Genomic DNA, 18,146 nt, shown 5'->3' on the forward strand with positions numbered 1-18,146 from the left:
AATTATTTTTACAAATAAAAAAGAGCAGGCTACTAGCGTCCTACTCTACCTATTATATCATTTACTGCTTTACCATAAATGTTACAATGCTTATCCTCTATACTTTACAGCCAATCCCTTAATGAAATTCCTTGCGTATCTATCGCCGCACTCTTTGTAATGCTTATGGCCTTTCTTTCTTAATAAAGCGCCTAACTCTCCTTTTGTTACGATGACGCCTACGCTATCTAATATATCAAGCACATCCTCACTCGTTAAAGATAGTGCGATTTTCATTTTCTTTAAAAGAAGGTTATTGGCACTTTCATTACTTCGTAAAGGTGCTGCTTGTCCCGCAGGTTGCCCTGGTTTCGGATCTTGCTTGCCTCTTTTTAAAGTAATAAATCCATTTAAAAATGACTCTAACATCATCATATCGCATGTTAGTACGTACTCATCTTCGATTACATCATCATTTTCAGCTTCATGTTGAGGAGCTCTCTTTATTTTTGTAAGCATATCAACTACGTCTTCTTTCGTTACTTCCATCCCGCCAAGTTTAAAGATTTCCACCATATCTATATCTTTTATATCTAAAGCGTATCTTACTCTTTTTAATATATCGTTGTTGCTCATTGCCATTGTTTTTCCTCCTGAAATGTTGAATATAGTAATGCTTTTAGCATGTGTAAATTAATGTCGTTAAGTTACTACTTTAACATTTTAGAGGTTGGTTTTGTAGTCTTAGGTGGATTAATGCTTTTGGGGAGGATTTTAAAACAGCAAAAAAGGATGGGATAATCGCGCGAAATTACGGATGAGGATTTACTATTAGTTAACACACTTGAAAATGGACTAACCTGATATAGGTTTGTCCATTTCTTTTTATGCAACTCTAATTTAGTGGGCAACTCAAACATGAATATTTGTGGTACAGTCACCGTAACTAATCTAAATGAGGTTATTGTTCATTATTTTCATAATTAAATTTAACAAAAAAGGTAGTACCTTCCGATCCTGTTTGAATTTCTATTTTTGCATTATGACGGGCAGCAATGGCATAACATATGCCTAACCCCAATCCAGTTCCATTATCTTTGGTCGTGTAAAATGGAGTACCCAGTTTCTCTAATACTTCAGGCCTGATACCTTTTCCTTGATCCCGCACTGCAAGCACCACACAATTTTGACCTTCCTTGTAGGTGCTAATGGTTAGAAATTTCCCTGTGCTCATCGCTTCTAAGCCATTACGGTATAGGTTTATTAATAATTGCCGTATCTCATTACGATTTAAAAATAATTCCGGAATGTCATTTGTATCGACTTGAATATATTTATTTTGATTATACGTATCAATCTTTATTAAAGGAATAATATCGTGGATAATTGAATTTAAATCTAACATCTGCAAATCTGATTTCCTTGTATTACCAATCGAGAGAAATTCAGTAATAATAGAATTGGCACGGTCAAGTTCTTCAATCATTAAATTAAAGTACTTATTATGTTTCTCATAGGTGTGCTCTTCTTTTAATAACTGCAAAAATCCTCGTACTGTTGTCATTGGATTTCTAATCTCATGGCTGATACCTGCTGCCATTTGCCCTATTAAATCTAGGTTCGATAACCTTTTCAATTCCTGCTCATATTGCTTTTTTTCCGTTATGTTTTTAAAAATACAACAAATACCATCATCATACGGGTATGCAATAACTTCGTGCCAATATTCATCAGAGGTAGAAAAAAATTCGAAACAAACTGTAGTTCGCTCTGACATTGCACGATGAAGTTCCTTATACATAACTTCGTCAACGCTACTCGGGAAAATCCCCCATATATTCTTGCCTAATACATCTTTTGCTGTTTTTCTTTGTGGAAAATATTGATGCTTATTTACGTACGTAAATTCCCATGTATTATTTAAAGTAAAGAATCCATCCGTAATACTTTCAATCACACTTGTAACTTTTTCATTAGCAACAGCTAGTTCTCTCGTTCGCTCTTCCACCATGCTTTCAAGTCGATCCATATATAACAAGTTTGAAAACGTAGGCGCTGTGGCATCAACGATAGATTTTGCAAGTTGTATTTGGGAATTATCATAATTGTGACCTTTGCCAACGACGATTACCCCTAATACTTCTCCCATTGAAACCAATGGAATCATCAGTAGACCCTTACTATCTATATTTTTTGTTTGAATAACCTCTTGGATCTTGGTTTCATAGCTTTTCTCCATCCAATCCGCTTCTGTCCAATCACAGTCCTTGCTTAACTTCGTTGTTTTAATCGTTGTTTTGTCTAGCGGGTCTAAAAGGTGGGCAGCCATGTTTTTACTCTCTAAAATCTGTCCTAAGTAAAAAAAACATTTATCAAAACTCTCCTGTGTCGAGGAACACATTGATAAATCACGGGTAACATTTAGTAACAGCTGCTTCTCGGCAATAAGGTTTTCCTTTTGTGTTAAATTATTTGCATTTTGAATTGCGACCGCAGCCATATTTACATAAGCTTCAACACTTTGAATTTCTGAATCTGTTAAGTTCATTGGAACTCCATAATCAAATAAAAAAACCAGACCAAATAACTCTTGTCCAAATGAGATAGGCAGGGCTAATAAGGACTTAATTTTGAACGCATCAACTGGTCTTGGATCCGGCCGATGATCCTTTGAGGTATCAGGGATATAGATGGTTTTTTTGGTTTCAATAACTTCTTTTGCCAGTAAGTCCATTTCAGGATCAATTACCTGAGTATCGAGCGTTACGCCATTTATGGTCTCTGGTTTTCCTGCAAATCCTCTAAATGTTCCATCTTTCTGGGGTAAATAAATTCCAACAGCGTTGCATCGAACAATCTCCTCTGATATCGCCATTGTTACACGCTGCAATACTTCACGTAGTTCTAATTTTGTATTTATTATTTTTGTTATATTCGCGAGCCTAGAATATCTCGTCTGATCACTTAACATTCACATAGCCTCCAAGTTATAGGCATAATAAAATAAACATGATAATATCAGTGAAAATCAAGACCAACCTGCCATTTTCGATTTTCTTCTGTATTCTTTTCTTACCCTTGTTTTACATAGAATACCTCACTTACTTATGATACGGTTCACCATAAGTAAAACGAAACAAACACTCATAAAATCGCTACACCCCATCAGCTCTAACTTTCAAAAGTTACACTGTTTCACTATCTCCATCCTTATCAACACTAGCCTCAAACTTATCAAGCAATGTACGCACTTCATCAGTCGATTTCGTGCTCATCAGTTGATTTCTTAGTTCAGCAGCTCCAGGGAAGCCTTTTACATAAATTTTGAAAAAGCGATGAAGCCCTGTGATGGAACGTGGTAGTACTTCTGCATATTGATCTTGAAGATCAAGCTGTAGTCTTAGAAGATCAAGGTGTTCTTTACTGCTATGCTCTCTTGGCTCTTTTTCAAAGGCAAAAGGATTTTTAAAAATACCTCGTCCGATCATAACGCCATCAATACCATATTTCTCAGCAAGTTCCATTCCAGTTTGACGATCAGGAATGTCTCCATTGATTGTTATTAACGTATTTGGTGCAATGCGGTCACGTAATTTTTTAATTTCCGGAATTAGTTCCCAGTGCGCATCTACTTGGCTCATTTCTTCTCTTGTACGTAAGTGAATAGAAAGGTTCGCAATATCTTGTTTGAAAATGTGCGTTAACCAATCTTCCCACTCGCTTAACTCTTTAAAGCCAAGTCGTGTTTTTACGCTGACAGGTAGTCCGCCTGCTTTTGCTGCTTGGATAAGTTCTGCTGCAACGTCTGGACGTAGAATAAGGCCACTACCTTTTCCTCTTGATGCTACATTCGGTACTGGGCAGCCCATATTAATATCGATGCCTTTAAATCCTAGTTCTGCCATACCAATACTCATTTGACGGAAATATTCAGGGTTATCTCCCCAAATATGCGCCACTATTGGCTGTTCATCTTCTGTAAAAATTAAACGGCCACGTACACTTTTCATACCTTCTGGATGACAATAGCTATCCGAGTTTGTAAACTCTGTGAAAAATACATCTGGGCGACCAGCTTCACTTACTACGTGACGAAAAACAACATCTGTCACATCTTCCATTGGTGCAAGTACGAAAAATGGTCGTGGTAAATCACGCCAAAAATTATCTATCATTTCAAATTCAAATCCTCTCACTATGAATACAATTTCAAACTCTCAATTTAAAAATATAAAGCCAAATAGCAACAGTGCATTTGGACATTTATATTTTGTGAAAATCAGCAATATTTATTTTAACTAAAATCGTTGCTGAATGGTATTTTTGTAAACCAAAAAGCAGATGGTATAGATTTTTTCTATATCAACTGCTTTTTTATTATACCAACTTAAGCCAAGCCACACACTCCACATGAGTAGTATGCGGGAACATATCAACAGGCTGTACTTCCTGTGTTTTATATCCGCCTTCTTCTAGTACTTTTAAATCACGTGCTAATGTTGCTGGGTTACATGATACGTATACGACGCGTTTTGGCTTCATGTCGATGATTGTGTTTAGTAATGCTTCGTCACAGCCTTTACGCGGTGGATCTACGACCATTGTATCGGCGATTACGCCTTCTTTGTACCATTTAGGAATAACTACTTCTGCTTCTCCTACGCCAAATTCAGCATTTGTCATGTTGTTTAGCGCTGCGTTTCGGTTTGCGTCTTCGATTGCTTCTGGAACAATTTCAACACCGTACACTTTTTTCGCTTTTTGCGCTAGGAATAAGGAGATTGATCCGATTCCGCAATAGGCATCAATTACTGTTTCGTTACCATTTAATTTTGCGTATTCTAACGTTTTATCGTATAGCACTTTCGTTTGTTCTGGGTTTACTTGATAGAATGAACGTGCTGAAATCGCAAATTTAATGTCACCGATAAAGTCATAAATATATTCTGATCCGTACAGTACTGTCGTCTTATCTCCGAAAATAACGTTTGTACGTTTCGTGTTTACGTTTTGAACGATCGATTTTACTTCTGGGAATTTCGCTGCGATTTCTTCAATGATTACTTCTTTATTTGGCAGTTCAGCTGTACGTGTAATGAAGACAAGCATAATTTCCCCTGTTACTTGTCCGTAGCGAGCCATTACGTGGCGAAGCGTTCCTTTGTTACGCTCTTCATTGTAAGCCGAAATACCGTGCTTTTCACAAATACGTTTTACTTCTTGAATTAATGTATCGTTTTCTTCCGCCTGAATTAAGCATGATTCCATATTAATGATGTCATGCGTTCCTTGACGATAGAAACCAGCTACAAGTCCACCTTCACGTTCTCCAATTGGTACTTGTGCTTTATTACGGTATACCCACGGGTTCTTCATGCCAAGTACAGGATGAACAGGAACATCACTTAATCCGCCGATGCGCTGCATAACGTCACGTACTTGTTTTTCTTTCGCTTTTAATTGTCCTTCATATGTTAAGTGCTGAAGCTGACAACCGCCGCACTCGTTGTACACGGGGCATTCTGCATCTTTACGATATGGACTTTCTTGATGAAGCTTCATTAAACGACCAAACGCGAAGTTTTTCTTCACTTTAATAATTTTAATTTGTGCTTCCTCACCTGGTAATCCGTTTTTTACGAAAATAGGATATCCCTTCACTTTCGCAACACCGGCACCATCATGTGTTAAATCTTCAAACACTACATCTATAAACTCGTTTTTTTCAACTGGTGGCGTCATTTTTGTACTCATTTTCCGACCTCTCTTTTTCATAACACTGCGTTACATTTTATCATACTTATATGGTCTATTTCTATTGGAAGAAAAAAAGCTATTGACGATAGTTCTCTAGTAATGTTACGCTACTACTAATTTAATACGGACGATGTTACCTCATATATAGTCGATAATATGGATCGAGAGTTTCTACCCGGCAACCTTAAATTGCTGGACTATGGGGAAAACTAATGAATATTAGCCTATGTATAAAAAGACTCCTATTGATTAGCTTTCTCTCATAGATGAAAGTGAATCCATATGAGTCTTTTTTTATTTTTATTTTTCTAAAAGGTCAGACATCTTACGTATGACGTAAAACCTCTATTACTTTATTTTTAGTAATATAACGAGCGTTTTATGTAAAAACTTTATACGAACTTCTGAAAGGGGCAACTACATGCAATATGTAATGAGCATTATCGGTATTCTTGTCGTTTTAGGTTTATGTTTTGCTTTGTCAAACAACAAAAGTAAAATCAACTTCCGTGCAATTGCTATTATGATTGGTTTCCAAATTTTAATCGGTTGGTTTATGTTTGGCACAAAAATTGGTCAACAAATTATCATCTTCATTAGTAAAGTTTTCAACAAACTAATTAAACTTGGTACGACAGGTGTCGATTTTCTCTTTAATGGAATTCAAAGAGATTTTGTCTTTTTCTTAAATGTATTATTAATTATCGTATTTTTCTCAGCACTACTTTCTATCTTTAGTTATTTAGGTGTTTTACCATTCATCGTTCGCGTTGTCGGCGGTGCAATTTCAAAAATTACTGGTTTACCACGCGTTGAATCATTCCACGCAGTAAACTCTGTATTCTTCGGTTCAAGTGAAGCGTTAATCGTTATTAAAAACGATTTACAGCATTTTAATAAAAACCGTATGTTTATCATTTGTTGTTCTGCGATGAGCTCTGTTTCTGCTTCTGTTACAGCATCATACGTAATGATGTTAGATGCGAAATATGTACTAGCAGCTCTTCCACTAAACTTATTCTCAAGCTTAATCGTTTGTTCGTTATTAACACCAGTTGATACGAAAAAGGAAGATGAAGTGATTCAAAAATTTGATAGAACTCTATTCGGAGACAGCTTTATCGGCGCAATGATTAACGGTGCGCTTGATGGTTTAAAAGTAGCTGGTATCGTTGCCGCATTAATGATCGCCTTTATCGGTGTTATGGAAGTTGTAAACTACGTAATTAGCGCTGCTTCAGGTGCAATGGGATATGCTGTTACTTTACAACAAATCTTCGGTTATATACTTGCTCCATTCGCATTCTTAATGGGTATCCCAACTCATGATATTATCCCAGCTGGTGGTATTATGGGTACGAAGATTGTCTTAAATGAATTCGTAGCAATCCTTGATTTAAAAGGCGCTGCTGCAACATTAGATCCACGTACAGTTGGAATCGTTACTGTATTCTTAATTAGCTTTGCAAGTATTAGCCAAATTGGTGCAATCGTTGGTACAATCCGTGCCCTTTCTGAAAAGCAAGGAAGCATCGTATCTAAATTTGGTTGGAAAATGCTATTTGCATCAACACTTGCTTCTATTTTATCTGCAACAATCGCTGGATTGTTTATTTAATAAAAAATCACCTTACTTAAACAAGTAAGGTGATTTTTTTTGATTCTTTAAGAAACTGAGTGGAATTCTACCACTTCTTCTGTGTTTATAATTTGCTCTTTATATATACCTTTTATCGTTATGTATATAATAGATTTATTCGTATTAACTAATTTACCCAATGAAAATCGATAAATTAGACCATCCTTTTTTAAGACCCATTTCTTTCCACCCCACGGACTAATTAACTTTTGTCCATCTGATGCCTGTATCTCACCGTCATATTCACATTCCCCAAAAGCCGTCTTAATAACATTCTTCTCCGTATCAATACTTATATTTTTAACTAGTTTCAAATGTTCATCAGAACGAATTTGAATTTCATGACCTTTTTTCTTAAAAAAGATCTTCCCATCACTTGTGTTTACATACTTCGCCTTATTCATCTCATCTATCATAAAATCATATTCTTCTTTGGTAATCCCAAAGTTTTCATGATAAGGTAAATTTCCGTTTGGCATCATTTCTTCTACATATTTAAAATACCAATCTAAATTATTCGCAAGACTACTACTTGTTTTATTAGTAATCCCCTCTAATTTTTCTTTCACCTCATGAGGCAATTCTAATGTCATAATATCCGCCGTAACTTCCGCATTCATTAGGCGTGATGGAATATACTCCTCCACACTATTCGCTTTACTCACTTCACTTTGACAACCGACTATGAATAGCGATATGAAAAGGATATATACTAGTTTTTTATATTTCATTTCTGTTCTCCACTCCGTACATCATTCTTGCTTACATTTATAGCGGTTCTTATTATAGTCCAAAATCCTGATATTTTAATAGAAACTACTCTACATATGCAAAATTGCATATTAATAAACCTTTCTCTTACTTTAAAATTAACTTAAATCATTTACCAAAATATACAAATTACAAATGAACAATGTTATAATTTGTAAAAAATACATTGGAGGATATTATGAAAGCTCACGCCCTTTTCGACTTCTTACACTTACTAGTTTTAAGCCTGAAAAGCTATTATGTATGGGGAATGCCAATCTATGTATTCATCATCCCTCTTATTTTTGTAGTAGGTTATATCATTATCAAATCAAATAAGAAACGAAAGACTACCGCTATTCAAAGTCACTAACCTATCCCACATCTAAAAATGATATGATGAACAAGGGTATATCCCCACCTCTCTTATAGCGGTGGGGATTTTAATGTAAGCATGCAACATAATACACAATAGAAGGTGATTTTATGAGAAAATATGCAGCGATTGCTTTATGTACATCTGCTATTCTAGTAGGCTGTAATACTAGCAATGTAAGCCAAGAACCTAAAAAAGAGAAAAAGGTACAAGAGGTCAAAAAGCAAGAAGAGACGGTGCGGGAACAAGGTAAAATTTCTTATAATCCAATTACGCACGAATCTACAAACGCAAATATTCATATTACAGACATAAAAGATTCTTTAACCGAAGTACAATATAAAATTTGGCGCACTGCTGATGGAAAGGAAAGTGCTAAATCCTTTTCTTCTAAAGAAAAAGATCAACAATTCACACTTCCCTTTGATATAAAAGAATTTGAAGGAAAACGCGGTGAATATCAAATTGAAGCAACAGGAACAACAGAGGGCGGAAAAGCTATTCCACTTACGAAATCTACTATTACTTTCGAGCAAAAAGTTCCTGTTCTTATGTACCACGCAATTGATGATTATCACGGGCAAGGTATTAAAGATTTATTCGTATCGCCTGCTAACTTTGAAGCTCAAATGAAGTATTTAAAAGACAATGGTTATACATTATTAACATTTGAACGCTGGGGCGATATTAATAAAGTAAACAAGCCGGTTTTCGTTACATTTGATGACGGTATGAAAAATAATATGAATGCATTTCGCGTTTTACAAAAGCTAAAAGATGATACTTTTAAACCAGCAGCAACAGAATATATGATTGTTGATAACGTTGATGTGGAAGGCGCTCTTTCTACATTTGAAATAAAAGAAATGGTTGATTCAGGTATTTTTTCTGTACAATCTCACACAGCAACACACGCAGACTTGCCGAAAATTACAAACTATGACGAAGAGTTAAAAGGATCAAAAGAAAAGCTAGAAAAAATAACAGGTAAGCCCGTCATCGCAATTGCTTATCCATTCGGTCATGTAGACGATAAAGTTGTCGCAGAAACAAAGAAATACTATCAATTTGCAACGACAACAAAGCCTGGACAGTTCATTACGAAAGGTGAACCGGATGAATTGTTAAAGATGAAACGCGTTCGTATACACCATACAACTACAGTTGAACAGTTTGCCTCTTCAATTAAGTAAATATGAGAGCTCAATACATTTTGAGCTCTCTTTTTACTTTATATTTATATATATTTTTAGAATTTTCTTGTATTATATATAGTAAGAAATCTTTCAAAATAAAGGAGATTATACATATGTCATTTGAACAAACGTTAGAGAAATATGCTGCCCTGGCAGTCAATGTTGGTGTTAATATTCAACCCGGACAAACTTTATCAATTAGTGCACCTCTAGAAGCTGCACCGTTCGTACGTCTTGTGACAGAAAAAGCATATAAATCTGGTGCAAAACACGTATATGTTGATTGGAATGATGAGACGTTAACACGCTTAAAGTTCGATCTAGCTCCTGAAGAAGCTTTCTCTGAATTCCCTTCTTGGAAAGCAAATACTCGTGAAGAATTAGCAAAAGAAGGCGCTGCATTTATGTCCATCTATGCAGAAAATCCTGATTTATTAAAAGGTGTAGAACCAAAGAAAATTGCAACTGCTCATAAAGTAGCTGGAGAAGCGATGAAAGTATACCGTGATTATGTACAAGCAGATAAAGTAAGCTGGTGTGTAATTTCTGTTCCTACGAAAGAATGGGCTGCAAAAGTATTCCCTGATGTAGCGCCAGAAGAACAAGAAACAAAACTATGGGATGCTATCTTCAAAGCAACTCGTGCTGATTTAGAAAATCCTGTGGAAGCATGGAAAGAACATGATGAAACACTACATACAAAAGTAGATTACTTAAACGAAAAACATTATAAAGCTCTTCACTATACAGGTCCTGGAACAGACTTAACAATCGAACTTCCAGAAAAGCATGTATGGGCTGGTGCTGGTAGCCTAAATGAAAAGAACGTACCATTTATGGCTAATATCCCAACTGAAGAAGTATTTACAATGCCACTTAAAACAGGTGTAAACGGCCAAGTGTCTAGCACAAAACCGTTAGCATTTGCAGGTAATATTATCGATAACTTTACATTAACATTTGAAAACGGACGTATCGTAGGCTATAAGGCAGACGTTGGTGAGGAAGCATTAAAACATTTAGTCGAAACAGATGAAGGTTCTCACTTCTTAGGAGAAGTAGCATTAGTACCTCATGATTCACCAATTTCAAACACAAATATTTTATTCTACAATACACTATTTGACGAAAACGCATCTTGTCACCTTGCAATTGGAAATGCTTATGCATTTAACTTAGATGGCGGGAAAACAATGACGAAAGAAGAACTTGCTGAAAATGGTGCAAACGCTAGTATTACACACGAAGACTTCATGATTGGTTCAGCTGAGCTTGATATCGACGGTATTACAGCTGATGGTAAGCATGAACCGATCTTCCGTAAAGGAAATTGGGCGTTTTAATAAAAATAAAAGGCTATCTTCCACGCCGGAAGATAGCCTTTTATGATGCTGATGATACTTTCAGTCCAATTACTCCTAAAACAATAAAGAGAATACAAAATGCTTGGAATAAATTGATATGCTCTTTAAAAAAGTACACACTAATGATTGTGATAAGTAGTGTTCCCACACCAGACCAAATTGCATAAGCAATGCTTAAATGAATCTTTTTAACAACGATAGCAAACACACTGAAACAAATTCCATAGAATACGAAAATAAGTACACTTGGAACAAGCTTTGTTAAACCGTTCGATAACTTCATCGCAATCGTTCCAGCTACTTCAAAAATAATTGTTACAAGTAATAATAGCCAATATACCATACTAGAATCTCCTTCTCTGTTACCTTATAGAGATTCTAGTATACTACTTATAGTCCTAACGAAATATATTTAATTTCTAAATATTCCTCGATGCCAAAATGGCCTCCTTCACGGCCGATACCACTTTCTTTAAAGCCTCCAAATGGTGCTTGTGCAACTGATGGAAGGCCATCGTTTAAGCCGATAATTCCGTACTCTAACGCTTCACTAATTTGGAATGCTTGACTAATATCTTTTGTGAAAATATAAGCAGCCAAGCCATATGGTGTATTATTTGCACGTTCGATTACTTCTTCAACTGTTTTAAATTTAGCAACTGGTGCAACTGGACCAAATGTTTCTTCATTCATACAAAGCATCGTGTCATTTGCCAATCCAATTACTGTTGGCTGAATGAAATATCCATCTAACTCTGCAAATTTATGGCCACCATATAAAACTTCTCCGCCCTTTTGAATTGCATCTTCAATATGTTCTAGTACTTTCGAAATTGCATTCGCATCAATAAGTGGACCTACAGTTGTTCCTTCACCGAATCCGTCTCCAACTTTAAGTTGCTCTACAGCTTTTGTGAACTTCTCTGCAAATTCTTCGTACACTTCTTCTTGAACAAAGACGCGGTTTGTACATATACACGTTTGTCCTGCGTTACGGAATTTCGAACCGATTACCGCTTCTACCGCCTTATCTAAATCAGCATCATTCATAACAATAAATGGAGCGTGACCACCTAATTCAAGCGAAACCTTTTTCATCGTTTGCGCAGCGCTAGCCATTAATTCTTTCCCAATTTCAGTTGATCCTGTAAAGGAAACTTTTCGAACGCGCTCATCTTCCATCCACGTATCAGCAATTGCTTTTGCACTACCTGTTACAATATTTATTACACCTTTTGGAATGTCTGCTTCATGTGCTAATTCAACTAACTTCAATGCAGTTAATGGCGTTTGACTCGCTGGTTTCACAACTGCCGTACAACCTGCTGCAAGCGCCGGTGCTACCTTTCTCGTAATCATAGCGGCTGGGAAGTTCCACGGTGTAATAGCTGCCATAACCCCAACTGGTTGCTTCATAACTAAAATGCGCTTATTCGGATGAGAAGCAGGAATCATTTCACCGTATATTCTCTTTCCTTCTTCTGCGTACCATTCAACAAAACTATTTGCATAATTCACTTCACCAAGTGCTTCTGCAAACGGCTTCCCTTGCTCTCTCGTCATGATTGCTGCAATTTCTTCTTTATTTTCATCAATGAGTGTGAACCACTTTTTTAACTTTACTGCACGATCCGCTGCCGTTAATTTTGACCATAATTTAAAAGCCTCGTGTGCAGCATCAACTGCTTGCTTTGCCTCTGTAATCCCGCCCTTTGGTACCGTTGCAAATACTTCCTTTGTCGCTGGATTATTTACTTCGATTTGTTCTGGCAGTGTAATCCACTCACCATTTATATACATCGCTTTTTTCTCTAAGTTTACGAACGTCGCTTTTTTATCCAATGTTTTCTTCCTCCTCTATAAACTTCTTAATTTTCCTAGTAGCAGCAGATTGACTTATTTGCAAAAACTCAGCCACTTTATAACTTGATCCATACGTTTTATACGCTTTAAGAATAATATTTCTCTCTACCTCTTCCAGCATTCTATAAAGACTTTGTCCGGATTGTTCAACTGTTGCCTCTTGCATAGATAGTGGCAAATCTTCTACCATTACAAAATCATCTGCAGTGATAACAATTCGTTCAATTACATTTTCAATCTCTCTATTATTTCCTTCCCAAGGGTACCCTACAAACATTTGTAACGTACTAGGAGCTAACTTTACATCACGTCCGTACTTTTTATTAAAATGCTGTAAATAATGATAGATAAGCGGCAAAATATCTTCTGTTCTCTCCCGAAGTGGCGGAATTGAAATTGGAATGACATTCAGACGATAGTATAAATCTTTCCGGAATGTTCCTTGTTTCACCATCGTACTTAAATCTCTATTTGTTGCCGCTACAATTCTAACGTCCACCTTTTTTAATTCTCTTCCGCCTATAGGGCGAAAAGTTTTTTCTTGCAATACTTGCAAAAGCTTCGCTTGAATTTCAAGCGGCATTTCACCAATTTCATCTAAGAAAAGAGTTCCTTTATGCGCTGATTCTAGTAATCCCTTTTTCCCTTCACGATTTGCACCTGTAAAAGACCCACCTGAATATCCAAAAAGCTCTGATTCAATTAAATTCGTCGGTAATGCCGCACAATTAATTTCATAGAAACTTTCATTCTTCCGGTGACTTACTTCATGTAAATGACGTACTAATCGGCTTTTCCCCACTCCAGTCTCACCTAAAACGAGAACTGTACTATCTACTACAGATACTTTTTTTATTGTTTCGACTATTTTTTGCATAGCGCTACTTTTAAAAATAAGACCTTCGTGTTCATATGTTTCTCTTAATTCTTTTTTATATGTTTTTAACTGATTATCCATCTCCTCTACCTTTTGACGTAATTGATAGAGTTCTGTAAGATCACGAGAATAACTAATCACTCTTCTTAAATTTCCTTCATCATCAAAAACAGGTCTTGTACGAACATGCAAATACTCTCCTGATTTTGTTGTTTGAACAAGTTCAACCGGCCTTTTCTTTTCAATTACTTCTAATGTTGCAGACGGATAAAAAATTCCTTCTTTCTGTAGTTCTTTTACATGCTTTCCTACTAATTCCTTAGCAGAGAGTTGGTAATGTCTTTCACACATACTATTTACACGCACAACGATTCCTTTATCATCTGTAACAAAAATTTCGTCAAATGCATATTCAAATACATCTTGTAAATCCATCAACACTCGTTCCTTTTCTGCAACCATCCTAGCCACTCCCTACTTCATATCCATCGATTCACTTTACTACCTTTATTATAAAGTGAATTTTCTGCATTTTATATAGAGTAAGCTAGAATGTTTGCGATTTATAATTCAGTTTTTAAACGCGAGCGATATTTGCTTGCTCATAACAAGCTTGCAATGATTCTTCAATTATTGTTAAACCTTCCTCAAGTTGCTCATCTGTAATAACTAATGGCATTAACACGCGAATAACATTTCCATATGTTCCTGCTGATAGTAGAAGTAATCCCCGTTTATTTGCTTCTGCACATAAATTAGACGCTAATGTTTTATCAGGCGCTTTCGTCTTGCGATCTTGAACGAGCTCGAATGCACACATTGCCCCTAAGCCGCGCACATCACCGATGCAATTATATTTGTTTTTCATCTCTTGGAATCGGTTCATTACGACTTTCCCTATTTCTATCGCTCTATCATTTAATTTCTCTTTTTCTATTACATCAAGCACAGCTAATGCAGCCGCACATCCTAGTGGGCTTCCTGCATAAGTTCCGCCCAGTTCCCCCGGTGCAGACTCATTCATAATTTCTTTACGTCCAATGACACCACTTATCGGTACACCAGCACCTAATGATTTAGATACCGTAATTAAGTCTGGAACGACATCATAATGATCAATTGCAAAGTATTTTCCAGTACGACTAAAGCCTGTTTGAATTTCATCAGCTACAAATAAAATACCGTGCTCTGAACACATACTACGTACTTCTTGAACAAATTTCTTACTTGGAACGATAAATCCGCCTTCCCCTTGAACAGGTTCCATTACAACGGCTGCAATTGTTTCTGGTGCTACTTCTGATATGAAGAAGTTCTTAAACTCTTCAATGATAAAATCATCATACTGCTCTTCTGTTAACCCTTCTGGGCGACGGTATTCATATGGGAATGGCGCTTTATATACTTCTGGAGCAAATGGACCAAATCCAAATTTATATGGTTTTACTTTACTTGTCATCGTCATTGTCATTAATGTACGTCCATGAAACCCTTTAGAAAATGCGATAATTCCAGGTCTCTTCGTATATTTACGAGCAATCTTCACTGCATTTTCAACTGCTTCTGCCCCACTATTTAAAAACAGCACTTGTTTATCGAAATTACCTGGTGCTAATGCGGCAAGCTTTTCCGCTAATTCAATATACGGCTCATACATCATCACATTAAATCCAGTATGAATATATTGATTTACTTGTTTATGAAGCGCTTCTTTAACAGCTGGATGACAGTGTCCTACATTAATTGTCCCAATTGCTCCTGCGAAATCAATGTACTGATTTCCATCCACATCTGTTACGAGTGCACCATTTGCAGACTGTACAAATGTTGGAATACCATTACTTACTCCTTTTGGTACTATATTTTGGCGGCGTTCTAATAAAGACGCTGCTTTCGGTCCTGGAATTTGTTCATTTACTTTAGCAAATTTTTTTGCGTTCATTGTGTACCCCATCCTTTTCTATACAATGTTTTCTCTTTATATTGCAAGATGTATGCCAACTTCTTCTTTCTAGTATTCATCCCATTCTCTTAATATCTCGGCATAAAAAATAAGTCTATAAAGACTCATATAGAGTCCTTATAGACTTATTCATTTATACATTAGACTTTCCTTGTTCCCAAATAAACTCACCTGAATGAGAAATTAAATCTTCAACAGATTGTAATACTAAATCTGCAAGTGGTTCTAACGTTTGACGATTACCCGTACCAGATAGTACGCCAATTGCATAGCAGTCGCCACCATTTTTCGCTAAATGTAAATCCGTCGGTGTATCTCCGATGACTGCTACTTCACATGTCTCTAAATTAAATCTCTCACAAAACGATTCTACAATTTTTTTATCTGGCTTCTGTGCTGGAAATGTATCTGAAGCTATAACACAATCAAAAAAGTCTTCCAATTGATATTGCTTTAAAAATAATTCTGTCGGCGCGAAATCATCAGCTGTAACGACGCCTAGAATAACCCCTCTATCCTTTAACGCTTGTAAAACTTTCGGTAAATCTGCCGTCATTCTCATATGTGAACGATGCTCGTACATAAGAGCAAACAACTTTTCGCTCACCCATTGATGCATCTCTTCTTCTCTAGATGATGCAATATACTTACAAAGCCCCTTTGCCACATCAAGACTCGTTCCAGCAGCGAGCGCACTACGCGGATGAACAAATGCTCCGTCTACGCCAATCTCTTTTAATAAAGCCTGCTGCATTGATTCTGGTAATTGATATAAATTTATACATTCTGCAACAAGCTCTTCAGCTACTTTTATCCAAATCGAATGAAAATCCATTAATGTCCCATCTTTATCAAATAGTATTGCTTTTACCTTCTCCATAGCACCCTACCTCTCATTTCTTATCTCTTCCAGTGTATCAATAAAATATGGATAAAAAATAAACGGATTGTAAAAATACCATAAAAATCAAACTAACTTCCAATTTACAATTCATCTGTATAAAGTGAAACTTTAATCAGCGGGGGAAGTCTTATTCTCGTAAAAGCAAAAAAGGATGCCTTTACAAGGCATCCTCTTGCTGTTCAGGAACAAATAGTTCCAGACAATGATATATATTTTCAAATTCCATCGGTGCGTCTCCGCCATATTCGCCATCTAAGTTGATCATTAGTTTATCTGGTGAATGCACTTTAATTCGATTCGCTTGTGTATATAGCACTTTTGGATTGTTAATATGTTCCCCACGCTGCGCTTGTGTTGCTGCTTTAATTAAATCAGCGATAGAACCTTTTTTCAGCACTAATAAATCAAATAATCCATCGTTAATAGACGCATATGGTGCTACCTTTTCAAATCCACCAACTGAACGAGTATTTGTAATTAAAAACATCGTAATTTCTTCTTGTAGTAGCTTCCCATCATACTCGATTTCAACATATGTTGGATGTAATGATGGTAACATTTCGATTCCTTTTAAATAGTAAGCAAGTTGACCTAATACTGTTTTCAGCTTACTTGGCACTTCATATGTTAATTCTGTAATACGGCCGCCACCAGCGATATTAATGAAATATGTATCATTCGCTCTACCAAGATCTAACGGAACTGTTTTCCCTTCACAAATAATATCCGCAGCCTCTTCAATAGCACGAGGTACACCGATCGCACGCGCAAAATCATTTGTCGTTCCAACTGGAATAATTCCAAACTTCGGACGATGTTCATGTCCTACTAAACCGTTCACCACTTCATTTAATGTACCATCACCACCAGCTGCGATAACAACATCAAACTTACGATCCGCAGCTTGCCTCGCCGCCACAGTTGCATCTCCAGGACCAGTTGTCGCATGACAAGATGCTTCATATCCAGCTTGTTCTAATTTTTGTAATACTTCTGGTAAGCTCTTCTTAAATAACTCGCGTCCAGAAGTAGGGTTATAAATAATTCTTGCTCGCTTCATCATTTATTAGCACAGGAAATTTCTTTATGTATCGAAAAAGAACATACCGAACATCTATTCAGTATTCCCATGCCTACCTCCTCTCATCTTCCTATCCTTCTTTTATCTCGCTCAAACAGGCAGTAAGAACCCGATTCGTGTAGCCCATCAAAAGTAAATATTCATTTTCAATGGTTTTGTTTTATTTGACAAAAAAATTTATGTCCATCTATTTCCTCACAACAATTTACATATAACGAATAATAATTATCTATTATTTCATGAGATGAAAAAAACCTCTATGTCTAGATTTATCATTATTCCCACCTTTTTGCAACTATCATACCATAGTTGCTATACAAACATTTTTTCACCTTTGACAGTTAATCAAACGTTTATTTAAATTATTTTTCACCATTTAAACAAACGTTTGATTAAC

15 protein-coding genes and 1 riboswitch are annotated in these 18,146 nt (G+C 36.2%); of the genes, 4 read left to right on the top strand and 11 right to left on the bottom strand.

Annotated features, from left to right (window positions below):
- Positions 1 to 90: 90 nt before the first annotated feature.
- From QCI75_RS24875 to rlmD, 4 genes are all read right to left on the bottom strand, one after another.
- Positions 91 to 621, bottom strand: a complete 531-nt coding sequence (locus QCI75_RS24875; protein WP_144504565.1) for a YehS family protein — start codon at positions 619 to 621, stop codon at positions 91 to 93.
- Positions 622 to 940: 319 nt separating this feature from the next.
- Entirely contained in the window at positions 941 to 2,950 is a 2,010-nt protein-coding gene (locus tag QCI75_RS24880) for a GAF domain-containing sensor histidine kinase (RefSeq protein WP_353761367.1), read from the bottom strand.
- 214 nt (positions 2,951 to 3,164) lie between these two features.
- Complete coding sequence (locus QCI75_RS24885) at positions 3,165 to 4,154, bottom strand: tRNA dihydrouridine synthase (RefSeq protein WP_144504569.1); 990 nt, start codon at positions 4,152 to 4,154, stop codon at positions 3,165 to 3,167.
- 202 nt (positions 4,155 to 4,356) lie between these two features.
- Entirely contained in the window at positions 4,357 to 5,733 is a 1,377-nt protein-coding gene (gene rlmD / locus QCI75_RS24890) for a 23S rRNA (uracil(1939)-C(5))-methyltransferase RlmD (RefSeq protein ID WP_144504571.1), read from the bottom strand.
- A 121-nt stretch (positions 5,734 to 5,854) separates the two neighbouring features.
- Positions 5,855 to 5,956, top strand: a riboswitch (purine riboswitch).
- Between the two features lie 201 nt (positions 5,957 to 6,157).
- On the opposite strand from rlmD, the gene QCI75_RS24895 reads away from it, so the two are divergent.
- Entirely contained in the window at positions 6,158 to 7,354 is a 1,197-nt protein-coding gene (locus QCI75_RS24895; RefSeq protein WP_002063580.1) for a NupC/NupG family nucleoside CNT transporter, read from the top strand.
- Positions 7,355 to 7,401: 47 nt separating this feature from the next.
- Here QCI75_RS24895 and QCI75_RS24900 read toward each other — a convergent pair whose 3' ends face one another.
- Complete coding sequence (locus QCI75_RS24900) at positions 7,402 to 8,106, bottom strand: hypothetical protein (protein WP_353761368.1); 705 nt, start codon at positions 8,104 to 8,106, stop codon at positions 7,402 to 7,404.
- 218 nt (positions 8,107 to 8,324) lie between these two features.
- Between QCI75_RS24900 and QCI75_RS24905 the strand changes: the two genes are divergently transcribed.
- The 3 genes from QCI75_RS24905 to QCI75_RS24915 all read left to right on the top strand — a co-directional run bounded on the left by QCI75_RS24905 (position 8,325) and on the right by QCI75_RS24915 (position 11,040).
- Positions 8,325 to 8,498, top strand: a complete 174-nt coding sequence (locus QCI75_RS24905) for a hypothetical protein (RefSeq protein ID WP_186320838.1) — start codon at positions 8,325 to 8,327, stop codon at positions 8,496 to 8,498.
- A gap of 113 nt (positions 8,499 to 8,611) precedes the next feature.
- The gene (locus QCI75_RS24910) at positions 8,612 to 9,694 is read left to right on the top strand and encodes a polysaccharide deacetylase family protein (protein ID WP_144504576.1); all 1,083 of its coding nucleotides are present in this window, start codon (positions 8,612 to 8,614) and stop codon (positions 9,692 to 9,694) included.
- A gap of 116 nt (positions 9,695 to 9,810) precedes the next feature.
- Positions 9,811 to 11,040 (top strand): aminopeptidase, encoded by a 1,230-nt coding sequence (locus tag QCI75_RS24915; protein ID WP_144504578.1) that lies wholly within the window; start codon positions 9,811 to 9,813, stop codon positions 11,038 to 11,040.
- Between the two features lie 40 nt (positions 11,041 to 11,080).
- On the opposite strand, the gene QCI75_RS24920 is transcribed toward QCI75_RS24915, so the two are convergent.
- The 6 genes from QCI75_RS24920 to QCI75_RS24945 form a co-directional block, all read right to left on the bottom strand.
- Positions 11,081 to 11,404: a DMT family transporter gene (locus QCI75_RS24920; protein ID WP_000263259.1), complete on the bottom strand. Its 324-nt coding sequence runs from the start codon at positions 11,402 to 11,404 to the stop codon at positions 11,081 to 11,083.
- 47 nt (positions 11,405 to 11,451) lie between these two features.
- A complete protein-coding gene (gene gabD / locus QCI75_RS24925; RefSeq protein WP_144504580.1) occupies positions 11,452 to 12,903 on the bottom strand; it encodes an NADP-dependent succinate-semialdehyde dehydrogenase in 1,452 nt (483 codons plus the stop codon).
- The gene (locus QCI75_RS24930; protein ID WP_144504582.1) at positions 12,896 to 14,263 is read right to left on the bottom strand and encodes a sigma-54 interaction domain-containing protein; all 1,368 of its coding nucleotides are present in this window, start codon (positions 14,261 to 14,263) and stop codon (positions 12,896 to 12,898) included. Before QCI75_RS24930 ends, gabD begins: the two co-directional genes overlap by 8 nt.
- A gap of 115 nt (positions 14,264 to 14,378) precedes the next feature.
- Positions 14,379 to 15,743, bottom strand: a complete 1,365-nt coding sequence (gene gabT / locus QCI75_RS24935; protein ID WP_353761370.1) for a 4-aminobutyrate--2-oxoglutarate transaminase — start codon at positions 15,741 to 15,743, stop codon at positions 14,379 to 14,381.
- 154 nt (positions 15,744 to 15,897) lie between these two features.
- Positions 15,898 to 16,644, bottom strand: a complete 747-nt coding sequence (locus tag QCI75_RS24940) for an HAD family hydrolase (RefSeq protein WP_353761372.1) — start codon at positions 16,642 to 16,644, stop codon at positions 15,898 to 15,900.
- 181 nt (positions 16,645 to 16,825) lie between these two features.
- On the bottom strand, positions 16,826 to 17,731 hold the full coding sequence (locus QCI75_RS24945; protein ID WP_000977669.1) for a diacylglycerol kinase: 906 nt from the start codon (positions 17,729 to 17,731) through the stop codon (positions 16,826 to 16,828).
- Between the last annotated feature and the right edge of the window lie 415 nt (positions 17,732 to 18,146).

Source organism: Bacillus cereus group sp. RP43 (assembly GCF_040459645.1).
Classification (GTDB): domain Bacteria; phylum Bacillota; class Bacilli; order Bacillales; family Bacillaceae_G; genus Bacillus_A; species Bacillus_A mycoides_C.